This window comes from Chryseobacterium sp. SIMBA_029, from assembly GCF_046535275.1.
Lineage (GTDB): Bacteria > Bacteroidota > Bacteroidia > Flavobacteriales > Weeksellaceae > Chryseobacterium.
The window spans coordinates 268,576-280,165 of sequence record NZ_JAWRXA010000008.1 but is presented as its reverse complement, the minus strand read 5'-3'; the positions used below and the strand labels follow the sequence as shown (position 1 = coordinate 280,165).

The 11,590-nt window shown below is 36.5% G+C and carries 12 protein-coding genes; 5 read left to right on the top strand and 7 right to left on the bottom strand.

Features of this window, described 5'->3' with window-relative positions:
• Positions 1 to 72 precede the first annotated feature (72 nt).
• Positions 73 to 711: an alpha/beta hydrolase gene (locus SB679_RS16365; protein ID WP_410703352.1), complete on the bottom strand. Its 639-nt coding sequence runs from the start codon at positions 709 to 711 to the stop codon at positions 73 to 75.
• A gap of 271 nt (positions 712 to 982) precedes the next feature.
• Between SB679_RS16365 and SB679_RS16360 the strand changes: the two genes are divergently transcribed.
• On the top strand, positions 983 to 1,402 hold the full coding sequence (locus SB679_RS16360; RefSeq protein WP_228384333.1) for a hypothetical protein: 420 nt from the start codon (positions 983 to 985) through the stop codon (positions 1,400 to 1,402).
• Between the two features lie 51 nt (positions 1,403 to 1,453).
• Here the strand turns inward: SB679_RS16360 and SB679_RS16355 are convergent, their stop codons facing one another.
• Together SB679_RS16355 and SB679_RS16350 are read right to left on the bottom strand one after the other, a co-directional pair.
• Positions 1,454 to 2,092: a response regulator gene (locus tag SB679_RS16355; RefSeq protein WP_410703351.1), complete on the bottom strand. Its 639-nt coding sequence runs from the start codon at positions 2,090 to 2,092 to the stop codon at positions 1,454 to 1,456.
• Entirely contained in the window at positions 2,082 to 4,076 is a 1,995-nt protein-coding gene (locus SB679_RS16350) for an ATP-binding protein (RefSeq protein WP_410703350.1), read from the bottom strand. Before SB679_RS16350 ends, SB679_RS16355 begins: the two co-directional genes overlap by 11 nt.
• Before the next feature lie 210 nt (positions 4,077 to 4,286).
• On the opposite strand from SB679_RS16350, the gene SB679_RS16345 reads away from it, so the two are divergent.
• A complete protein-coding gene (locus tag SB679_RS16345; protein ID WP_410703349.1) occupies positions 4,287 to 4,709 on the top strand; it encodes a hypothetical protein in 423 nt (140 codons plus the stop codon).
• Between the two features lie 151 nt (positions 4,710 to 4,860).
• Here SB679_RS16345 and tyrS read toward each other — a convergent pair whose 3' ends face one another.
• Positions 4,861 to 6,159: a tyrosine--tRNA ligase gene (tyrS, locus tag SB679_RS16340; RefSeq protein WP_410703348.1), complete on the bottom strand. Its 1,299-nt coding sequence runs from the start codon at positions 6,157 to 6,159 to the stop codon at positions 4,861 to 4,863.
• 176 nt (positions 6,160 to 6,335) lie between these two features.
• On the opposite strand from tyrS, the gene SB679_RS16335 reads away from it, so the two are divergent.
• A complete protein-coding gene (locus SB679_RS16335) occupies positions 6,336 to 6,896 on the top strand; it encodes an RNA polymerase sigma factor (RefSeq protein ID WP_034710724.1) in 561 nt (186 codons plus the stop codon).
• Between the two features lie 36 nt (positions 6,897 to 6,932).
• On the opposite strand, the gene SB679_RS16330 is transcribed toward SB679_RS16335, so the two are convergent.
• On the bottom strand, positions 6,933 to 7,571 hold the full coding sequence (locus SB679_RS16330; RefSeq protein ID WP_410703346.1) for a hypothetical protein: 639 nt from the start codon (positions 7,569 to 7,571) through the stop codon (positions 6,933 to 6,935).
• Between the two features lie 114 nt (positions 7,572 to 7,685).
• Here SB679_RS16330 and lipA point away from each other — a divergent pair, with 114 nt between their 5' ends.
• Complete coding sequence (gene lipA / locus SB679_RS16325; protein ID WP_034710726.1) at positions 7,686 to 8,552, top strand: lipoyl synthase; 867 nt, start codon at positions 7,686 to 7,688, stop codon at positions 8,550 to 8,552.
• A 293-nt stretch (positions 8,553 to 8,845) separates the two neighbouring features.
• Here lipA and SB679_RS16320 read toward each other — a convergent pair whose 3' ends face one another.
• On the bottom strand, positions 8,846 to 9,706 hold the full coding sequence (locus tag SB679_RS16320) for an AraC family transcriptional regulator (protein ID WP_410703345.1): 861 nt from the start codon (positions 9,704 to 9,706) through the stop codon (positions 8,846 to 8,848).
• A 137-nt stretch (positions 9,707 to 9,843) separates the two neighbouring features.
• On the opposite strand from SB679_RS16320, the gene SB679_RS16315 reads away from it, so the two are divergent.
• Positions 9,844 to 11,040: an MFS transporter gene (locus SB679_RS16315; protein WP_410703344.1), complete on the top strand. Its 1,197-nt coding sequence runs from the start codon at positions 9,844 to 9,846 to the stop codon at positions 11,038 to 11,040.
• Positions 11,041 to 11,073: 33 nt separating this feature from the next.
• Here the strand turns inward: SB679_RS16315 and SB679_RS16310 are convergent, their stop codons facing one another.
• On the bottom strand, positions 11,074 to 11,550 hold the full coding sequence (locus SB679_RS16310; RefSeq protein ID WP_410703343.1) for a Dps family protein: 477 nt from the start codon (positions 11,548 to 11,550) through the stop codon (positions 11,074 to 11,076).
• Positions 11,551 to 11,590 lie beyond the last annotated feature (40 nt).

Sequence of the window (11,590 nt, the reverse complement as noted above, 5' to 3'; positions counted from 1 at the left end):
AATACGCGAATCCGTATACATAATGCTTGAAATCAAATTAATTACCGTGATTTTCGTAAAATTTGTTCCGATTTACTTTGAGAAGAACTCCATCAGATCCATATAATTTTTCTGATTCACGCCATGTCCGCTCATGTATTCCCTGAACGTGAAATAGCAGCTTAGGTCATAAAGCAGATCTGCAGCCTTTCTTCCCCATTCCATAGGGATTACAGCGTCATCTGTACCGTGAGACACAAAAAAGCGCAGTTTTTCCAGTTTCTTTTTATCTTTTACAATACTATCCAGTAGTTTTTCTTCAGGATAGCTGCTTAAACAGGCTACATAATTGAATAATTCAGGATATTTAAGCGCAAGGGCATAACATAACATTCCTCCCTGGCTGAAACCGCATAAATGAGTTTTGCTGTCCGTAAGCCCGTAATGGTTGATGATTTTTAAAATATTTTCAAGAATGCTGTTCAGCGATTCCTTTGCCTGGCTGACATCAATGAAATTTTCAGGATTGTTGAAATCGATATCAAACCATGAATATCCTTCAAACTGAGTAGCTCTGGGAGCCCTGAAACTCACGATAATCCAGTCGGCGGGAAGCGTTTCTCTAAAGCTGAAAAGATCCTGTTCATTGCTTCCATAACCATGAAGCATAAAAAGTATAGGGGTAGTGGAACTGATAGTCTCCGGTTCTCTTACTATATAATCTAAATTCATACAGCAAATATAAATAATAAAAGCTCATGTTGAAATCTTGCACTCTTAATAATCCATGTTGAAAATACCATTTTAGCACCTGTTTTTTTTCTCTATAATTAAGGATACGAATTTGGGCTATTCAACGTCAGTATGCAGGAATAAAAACAGAATTTGTGTTTTTTATTGATTTGATATTGTTTGTAAATTTTTGTTGGAAATTTTTCATAAAAGTTATTTTTATATTAATAAAAAACCTATATTTGGAACATTAAAAAATCTATTTGGAGAAATGAAGCAATTTTACAAATCAAAAAGTTTACTTAGACTTTCTTTTTTATTCGCCTTACTATTTTCTGTGATTTCTGTTGTTAATTCTTGTAAAAAAGATGACGATGAAGAATTCAAAGACCATGTGGTTAAGTTTGAAGTAAAAACAACGACAGGAGGGGTTATTAAAACAGTAGTAACGCAAGTGGGAACTTCTCAGAATACCATATTTGATCCGGTAGGAACTACATGGACAAGTGATGAGTTTTTTGTGAACTCAAGTCAGGCACAGCTAAATCTGGATGCCAATGCAGTACTTCCAAGTGCAGATTCAGAATTGGTAATTAACCTTTATATAGACGGAGAAATTGCAAAGACTGACAAGAAGAAAGGAGCTGGTCCAATGGTAGCTTCAATTGATTATAGCTTCTTAGAATTATAAGTTACATTCACTACATAAAAAAAGACCGCTTTTAAAGCGGTCTTTTTGTGTTTATATTTCAATCATATGGTACTGAACTGCCAGATGAATAAGCTCTGTAGAGTTTTTTGCCTGAAATTTCTGAATAAGATTTTTCCTATGAGTATCTACCGTCAGAGGACTGAGGAATAATTCATCTGCAATCATCATACTGGTTTTTCCCTGAGCAACGAGCTGTAGAATCTGTTTTTCTCTTTTCGTAAGCCTTGGAATCGTCAGGTGGTTTTGAGAGGGTTTACTGATAATCTGCTTGGTTTCGTTGCAGAATACAATATTTCCTGAAAGTGCACCTTTTATACATTCTGTCAATTCATCAATGGATGTATTTTTAAGAAGATATCCGCTGGCACCGTTTTGAATACACTGCATGATGATACTGCGTTCAGAACGGTTACTGAACATGATGACAGAAGTATCCACTGACATTTTTTTAATCTCTTTGCATATCTCTATTCCGCTGGTATCAGGCAATGTAATATCCAGAAGAACAATATCGGCTTCATGGGAACGGAGATATTCCACGATTGCTGAACCTGATGTAAAACTTCCGGAAACCCTGAGAAAAGGCTGGTTCTTCAGCATCATTTTCAATCCTTCGATCACGATAGGGTGGTCGTCTACAATCACAATGTTGATGATGTCATTCTCCATGAATAGTAAGTTCTATATTAATAGTTGTTCCCTGGCTGTCTGAGCTGATTTCCATTTTTCCTTTTAAATACTGAACCCTGTTTTTAAGATTGCGAAGTCCCATACTTTTCGTAGAATTTTCAACATCTTTTTCAAACCCTTTTCCATTATCTTCAATCGTAATGAAAAATTGATCTCCAGATTGTGAGCACTGTAGCAGAATATTGGTAGCTTGGGCATGTTTTACTGCATTAGCTAGTAATTCCTGTATAATTCTGTAAATATTAAGCTGTACAGCCAGGGGACTGTTTTTTTTGATATTAAGAAGCTGGAAATTAATATCCAGATCTTTTCTGATGTAAAATTCACATAAATCATCCAAAGCGGTTTCCAAACCAAATGTAAGAAGCGATTCAGGCATCAGATTCCTTGCTACATGCCGGAGTTCGCTGACAGAACGGTCCAGCTGTCCTAAAATTTTATTAAAATCCTTGTCTTTTGAAGCATCCACATGGTTGGAGGACCAGACTGAAAAATTAATTTTTACGCCTGCCAGCATACCGCCTAAACCGTCGTGCAGATCTCTTGCAATACGTTCCCTTTCCCGTTCTTCACTTTCCAGAATAGCTTTTGTGAGGGTCAGTTCTTCTCTTTGCTTGCTGTCTTTTATCTTCTGTTGAAAGTTAATTTCCTTTTGTTCAGAAAGCTTTTTATTTTTTCGGTAGATCAGCATCAGGAAAATTAAAAGACTTACAATCAATAATAAAATCAGGCTCAATCCCCATAAATACGAGTTCTTTTTGCTGACTTCAAATTCTTTTTGTTTTTTTTCGGCATTCAGGGCTATTATTTTTCTTTCCTTTTCCAGCGTATTGAATTTAGTCTCCAGTTGATTGATTTCAAGCTTTACATTTTCAGTCTGCAAACTGTCATTAAGCGCTGAATATTTTCGTTCCCAGTCCAAAGCCTGTGATGGATTCCCCATTTCTTCATTAAGGCTGGCAAGCTGCTTATAAATTGCCTTTCTGTTGTTGGCATCAATAATTAGTGTTTTTTCTACCAGAATATTTTCCAGTATGCTTTTAGCTTCAGGATATTTTTTTAGTTTTCTCAAAATATCATATTTATTTAAATAAAACATTTGAACAAGGAGATTTTGTCTGGATGCATTGGCGTAAACCAATCCTTTTTCAATCATTGGCAGTGCTTCGACGTTCATCTGCTTAGTAATAAAGTATAAAGTTCTACCGTAATAGTAGAATGCATTGGCGGAAGATTCAGGATAAGGTTTGATCAATCTTTCAGCCTTATCCATGAATTTTTTGGCTTCATCACCTTTTTTCTGATAACAGAAATTGCTGGCCGTATTGAAGTAGGCAAAAAACAGTTCGGAAGAATTGGGTGCATTTTTCTCAAGAATAGCAATCGCTTTTTCGTTGTAATGCTGTGCTTTTTCAAACTCGGCATTATAGGTAAGGATGATTCCGAATTGAGTATACAGAAAACCTAAATTCCTGCTGTTCTCATATTTTTTTACTAATGGAATACTCTTTTCAAGTATTATTTTAACTAAGAAAGGATATCCCTGTTTGTTTTTTTGACTGACACCGTAATTATACCAGGCTAAAGATTGTAAAAAATCCGACTCTTCAGTTTTGAATTTTGATAGTGCTTTAATGCTCTGCTGATAGGATAAAGCGGCTTTTTCTTTGTTTTTATCCAGATAATACTGTCCCTCATAATAAGAGTGTTTGGCAGTAAGAAAAGAATTGTTTTTGCCCAATATTTTTCCAGCCATCAGATACTTTTTGCTTACAATAGAATCGGTATTCCGATAATAATTCGATAAAAGATAATAGGCGTTGGCCCTGGACTCATTCCCCGTTTTGCCGTTAGCAACATTCTTAAGGCTGTCTAAATAAGGTTTTTCATTAAGCGGAATAATTTGTTGGGATCGTAAAATTAAGGACAGTAAAATACTTACTACAATAAGTAATGGCTTCATGGTGATCAGTTCAGAAGGTGATTGGTGATTTTAATTAAAACGTCCAATTTAATTAAAAATTTTAATATTAAAAAATACCTGGAATTAGGTAAAAATAAATACTCAATTTTCAGGATTGATACTATTTGCCTACAGCAATAGCTTTGCAGCTACCAAATCTATTGAATCATAGAATTAATTAATATCAGTAAAATTTTAACAAAAAAGATTATGAAAAAAATGCAATTAAGCCAACTATTGAAAGGGACTTTTTATGTGTTTGCAATGGCTATGTTATTGGGAATAACGTTCTCATGCAGCAAAGATGATGACGATGACAACAATGTTGCAGGATCTAATGGAACACACAAAGTAGTTTTTAAAGCGGAAGCATCTTCCGGAAGTAATATCAGTATAGCGGTGTATGGGTATGATGCGAATGCAACTACTGCCACAAGCCTTAACGGAACTTCATGGTCAAGTCCGGAAATTACAGTTCCGGCTGGAGCTCTTACTTTAAACGCAGCTGTTAATGCAACAGGGGCTAATGCCTCTTCTACATTAAAAGTACAGATCTACGTAGATGGTGTATTGAAAAAAGAAGGAACCTCAAGCGGACAATACTTGTCGGCATCGGCTAATCATACTTTCTAGCCTATTCTTATATGCTTATTAAAAACCGCAGTGGCGGTTTTTTTATTGCTTTGCTATTTTCCAAAATAGGTTTGGCAAAGTGACTAAAACAGAACTTTAGTCTTCCTTTATATCAAATCCGGCGGCTTCGTAAGAAGCCGCCGGATTATTTTTATGATAGTACTTTTACAATAAAGTAGCTTTTCTTACCCTTTTGCAGCAGTAAGAATTTACCGTCAATAAGGTCACTTTCCTGAGCGGTAAAAGTATCATCTACTTTTTGTTTGTTCACGGAAATGGCATTTCCTTTCATTTCTCTTTGGGCTTCACTTTTAGATTTCAGGAAACCTGATTTCTCAGAAAGAAGATCAATGATGGATACTTCCAATACATCAGCTTTTGCAAGTTCTTTCTGTGGAACTCCATCAAAAACTTCAAGGAAAATTTCCTCATCAAGGCTTACAAGATCCTCAGCAGTAGAACGTCCGAATAGAATTTCAGATGCTTTCAGCGCTTTTTCATATTCTTCTCTTCCATGAACCCAAACCGTTACCTCTTCAGCCAGTTTCTTTTGAAGTTTTCTCTCGTGAGGAGCGGTAGCATGCTCTTCCACCAGACTTTCAATTTCTTCTTTACTTAAGAAAGTATAAAACTTAATGAATCTTTCCGCGTCTGCATCAGTAGCATTCAGCCAGAACTGGTAGAATTTATAAGCAGAAGTTTTCTTTTTATCTAACCAATAGTTTTCTCCGCTTTCAGATTTTCCGAATTTAGAACCATCAGCTTTAGTGATTAATGGTACGGTTAAGGCAAAAGCTTCTCCCTGAGCCTTTCTACGGATTAATTCTGTTCCTGTAGTGATATTTCCCCACTGGTCAGAACCCCCCATCTGAAGCTTTACATTATTATTCTGGTATAAATGAAGGAAATCATATCCCTGAATAAGCTGATACGTAAATTCTGTAAAGCTCATTCCATCGGCACCAGATTCCCCGGAGAATCTTTTCTTTACAGAATCTTTCGCCATCATGTAATTTACCGTAATGTTCTTTCCAACATTTTTAGCAAAATCAAGGAAAGAGATGTTCTTCATCCAGTCATAATTGTTCACCAGCTCAGCTTTATTGGGCTCATTGCCGTCAAAATTCAAAAATCTTGAAAGCTGGTTTTGCAGGCATTCAACATAATGGAGCAGAGTAGCTTCGTCCAACAGGTTTCTTTCCGCAGATTTCCCTGAAGGATCACCAATCATCCCGGTTGCACCTCCTACCAAAGCAATTGGTTTATGACCGTGCTGCTGGAAGTGAGCCAGAATTTTTATTTGAATAAGACTTCCAATATGCAAAGAATCAGCAGTTGGATCAAAGCCAATATATGCAGTGGTTACCTCTTTATTCAGTTGTTCATCGGTTCCGGGCATCATATCGGCAAACAGACCACGCCATTTTAGTTCTTCAATAAAGGAATTCATTATATTTTATCTTTAGAATTTAACGGTGCAAAGATAATAAATTCAGAAATAACGAATGGTAAAAAGGGAAGATTAGCGTATTTGAAAATTTGCTGTTACGGAAGTATTCTACAAATTTGTTTTTTAGTGATGACAGCTTCTTGCCTTTTCCCTAAAATAAATTATATTTGTTAGTAATGAAAGACGAACAATTATTCCTGCTCATCCAAAAAGCAAAGGAAAAAGACCAGAAAGCACAGACTAAACTCATTAATGTTTTTTGGGTGGATGTTTTCTCCTTTGTGATGAAAAAAGTAGGCGATGAAAATGATGCAGATGAAATTACCGTGAATGTCTTTTCAAAAGTTCTGTCCAAACTGGATATGTATGATCCTCATTTTCAGTTTAAAACCTGGATTTTAACGATCGCTCAAAATACGATTATTGATTTTTGGAGAAAGAAAAGCCGTGAAAACCAGGATCCAACGGAAACCCTTGATGAAGTAAAAAACCAATTTGCCAAATCTCCGGAAGAGCTGATGATTTCTGCCGAAGAACAGAAAAAAATCATTAAAACCATAGAATCGTTAGATGCAAACTATCAGGATATTATTAAGCTGAGGTTTTTTGAAGAAAAGAGCATCAAAGAAATTGCAGAAGAATTGGGAATCTCCGTTGCCAATACCAAAGTAAGGGTAATGCGTGCTAAAAAAGTATTAGCAGAATTACTCAAAAATAACGAATATGAAGATAATTAATAGTGTCTTTTACTTGTAGAGATCAAAAACTTACGATTATATATATACCGTAGCTTTTGTTTTTGGAAGGATTATTTTTCGTTGTTCCTTTTGATTTCTGTTTTGCAGGTTAATTTTCAATCCTTTTTTAATGTATACTTCTTTTTCAGACTTTCCATTGTCGGAGCTGCCTGTACTTTCCACCTCTTTGTTATACACGAGCTGTCCTGTAGAAAGATTAAAATCTACATCTGTAAAGTATTCTTCGGGCTTTCCATAAGTTGAAGAATAGCCAATCAACTCGAAATGTCCGTTCTGGAATCTGTATTTATCCGAATATCCCCATTTCCAGCTGCTTCCGCCTGCCTGGGTGATTTCTAAAATATTATTTTTTATAATGATTCCCTGATAAGGATCACCCATCATTCCGCCACCATTACTTTCCAGTATTGCATTTCTCGATTTTTCCAGCATCGTCCACTTTCCACTGACCTTTTTTAAGATTTGAATTTCACGGATATTTCCCATATCGGTAGTATCTTTTGTATTGTAGATAATTACTTTTTCAGGGATTTTATCGCCGTCCAGATCTCCGTCTGCTGTTTCAATGATTTCAGAACCTGCAGGCTGAAATTCTTTTTGAGCAAAACAAAATGTACTGATAGCGACCGATAATAAGAAAAATAGCTTGTTCATTGGGGGAAATTATACATCTAATTTACGATTATTATTTTAATTATACGTTCCATCAATGTATCCGTTAGATGGTTTCCATTAAAAATTCCTTAACTTTGAACTTCAATTTTAGAAATGGAAAATTTAGTTCAAGACACTACCGTTCAAAAACCAAAGTGGATTCGTGTAAAACTTCCTACCGGGAAAAATTACCGAGAACTGAGAACTTTGGTAGATAAATATAAGTTAAATACGATCTGTCAGAGTGGAAGCTGTCCGAACATGGGTGAATGTTGGGGAGAAGGAACCGCAACGTTCATGATCTTAGGAAATATCTGTACAAGAAGTTGTGGATTTTGCGGAGTAAAAACCGGAAAACCAATGGATGTTAACTGGGATGAACCTGAAAAAGTAGCTCGTTCTATCAAACTGATGAAAATCAAACATGCCGTTCTTACCTCTGTGGACCGTGATGATCTGAAAGACATGGGATCGATTCTTTGGGGAGAAACCGTGAATGCGGTGAGAAGAATTTCTCCGGGAACCACGATGGAAACTCTGATTCCGGATTTCCAGGGCCTTACAAAGCATCTTGACCGATTGGTTGAAGTAGCACCTGAAGTGATCTCTCACAACATGGAAACAGTGAAACGACTGACAAGAGAAGTAAGAATTCAGGCAAAATATGAAAGAAGCCTTGATGTATTAAGGTATCTGAAAGAAGCCGGACAAAGAAGAACAAAAACAGGAGTAATGCTGGGGTTGGGAGAAAACAGAGATGAGGTTTTCCAAACCATTGAAGACATCAGAAATGCTAATGTAGATGTCATTACGATGGGCCAGTATCTGCAGCCTACCAAAAAACATCTTCCTGTGAAAAAATTCATTACACCGGAAGAGTTTGATGAATTTGGAGATTTCGCAAGAAGTTTAGGTTTCAGACATGTTGAAAGTTCACCGCTTGTGAGAAGTTCTTATCACGCAGAAAAACATATTCATTAATATATAAACGCTCCCAATGGGAGCGTTTTTTGTTAAGCATCTGAATTTTATATATAACAAAATTCAGTGTGTTGTCATTGCGAAGAGCGAAGCGAAGAAGCAATCTCATTTAAATAGTATCTCTCGCAGATTTTGCTGATTACGCAGAGATAATATCAAAAGACTCCCATCACGGAGTAATTTTTCAACCTTGGGGAATCAAAATTCCCCTCCGGCGGAGGGGTGGCGAAAATTCAAAGAATTTTTGACGGGGTGGTTAAATAATAGGAAGAAACATTCGTAGGAAAGAAAGTCTAGTTCCGCACCTCAGTATTCCTCAAATGCTTTTTCTTGAATTCCGATGGAGTTTCACCAGTATGATGTTTAAACAGTTTATTAAAATAAGAAAGGCTTTCAAAACCCACCTGAAAACAGACTTCTGTCACAGAATAATCCTTCAGCAGGAATATTTTAGCCTGATTAATTCTGTAATTATTCACAAAATCGGTAAAGGTCATATTAGTCTGCTTTTTAAAATACCGGCAGAACGCAGGAGTACTTAAGCTTACAACTTTTGCAATTTCATTGACGTTGGTCTTTTTATCGTAATTTTCGTGGATATAATCATAGATGGTTCCCATTCTGATCTTGTCATTGAGAAACCATTTTATTCTCGTATCCTCTTTATTGAGTTCTTTCACTTCGTTGGATTCTGCTAGAATATGTAGAATTTCAATCAGTCCCATTAAAGAATTGAAAGGACTTTTATCCTTAATCATATGAAGTTTTTCTACGACGATTTTTTTCGTTTCTCCGGAAAATGATAATCCTAGGTAAGATCGTTCCAGGAGATTCTTAATATTTTCGAATTCAGGAACGGGAAGAATAATGTCCTGAAGAAAGTTTTCTCTCATCTGAACCACCATCTGCCTGCATTCAGTCTGGATGCCATAATCAAAGTTAAGATGCGGAACATTGGAACCTATTAGCAGTAAATCACTTTCTGTAAAACCGGAAATATCTCTTCCTACATGGCGTATTCCGTTTAAGGCTTCTACGTAAACCAATTCTATTTCAGGATGATAATGCCAGAAAAAACAGTTTTTCAAAGACGGAGAAAACAGCTTGAAAGAAGTTTCTTTTTCAAAAGCTATAATTTCTTTCTGAATTTTCATTTAGGTTCTGATTTGATTGTTTATAGATTTAAAATTACAAAAAAAGGTTAATATGGAGCAAATTTTTATCATTTGAGGAGCAGTAAAATTGAATTTTTCTATCGAATTTTGCACTTTCAAATGAAAGGTTAAATAATATGAAGATTGATAAAAGGATAATCCCGCTTGCCATAGGTGGTTTAGGGATTGGAACAACGGAGTTTACGGTAATGGGCTTGCTGCCTGATATTGCCAAGACATTACAGATCACTATTCCGGAAACGGGACACCTGATCTCTGCATATGCCTTGGGAGTAGTAATTGGTGCACCGCTGTTGATAGGATATTCTGTAAAATTCCCGCCTAAAAAAGTACTAATTGCATTGATGGTTATTTTTACCATATTCAACGCATTGTCTGCTATAGCTCCTGATTACACCACAATGTTGATCATCAGGTTTATGTCCGGGCTTCCTCATGGAGCATTTTTTGGAGTAGGAACGGTAGTGGCTGCAAGAATGGCTGGAAAAGGAAAAGAAGCATTTTATATATCACTCATGTTTACCGGGCTTACCGTTGCCAATCTGGCGATGGTTCCGTTGGTAACGTATATCGGGCACACTTTTCACTGGCGGTGGTATTTTGCCATTGTAGCGGTGATCGGATTATTTGCCCTCTTATTTTTAAAACTCTGGCTTCCTCCGTTGGAAAAAAATGAAGACAGTCATTTTCTGGAAGAGTTGAAATTCCTGAAAGGGAAACAATCCTGGCTGGTACTGATGATTACAGCGATAGGATTTGGAGGTCTTTTTACCTGGTTCAGTTATATTACCCCTTTAATGACGGTAGTAGCCGGGATAAAAACCAGTCAGATGGCTTACGTAATGATCCTGGCCGGAGCGGGTATGGTGGTAGGAAATTTAGCGGGTGGATTCTTATCAGATAAACTGGGACCTGAAAAAACCTGTTCATTATTGCTTTTCCTGATGATGATTTCTTTAGGTGGAGTATTTTTCCTTTCGGAATATCAGAGTATATCTTTGGGACTGACGTTTATCTGCGGTGCTTTATCCATGTCTGTTGCTGCACCGATTAATATCATGATGATGAAAGCTGCTCCAAAAAGTGAAATGATGGCAGCTGCGTTTATGCAGGCCGCTTTTAATATTGCGAATGCAATGGGAGCATTTTTCGGGGGAATTCCTCTGGAACACGGATTGCCTTACAATTATCCTTCGTTAGTAGGAATGGGAATGACCTTTATAGGACTGCTGATCAGTCTGCGGTATATGTACCTGTACAAATCATCTAAAGTAAATGAAATAGAAGTGGAATGTGTTCCATGTGACAAATAAAAAAAGAGAAGCAATTGCTTCTCTTTTTTTATATTAATCCTTGAAATATTTTCTAAGTTTCCAGGCCATCTTTTCATGTTTCTGCATCAGTTCTGTAAGGAAATCTGAAGTTCCTGCATCCCCATATTTTTCATCCGTATCATCTACAAATTTTCTCAATGCTCTTACGATCGCTTCATGATCGCCTACGAGCTCCTTCAGCATTTCCTGATTGGTAGGTATTTTTCCCGGATTTTCTTTTAATTGGGAACCACTAGCAAATTCTGAAGTCGTTCCTATAGCGGTTCCTCCCAAGGTGCTTATTCTTTCTGCAACCTCATCAATACTTTCTGCAACCGCAGTATACTGTTCTTCAAAAAGGAGATGGAGTTCCATAAAATTATCACCGGATAAATTCCAGTGGAATTTTCTCAGCTTAATATAAAGAATATTTCCGTCTGCCAGAACAGTATTTAGAATGGTATGGACGGCTTTTAAGTTTTTATCTGTAATTCCTAAGTTAGGTTTCATGTTATTATTTTTTAGGTGTTTATTGAATAGTGAAAATGAA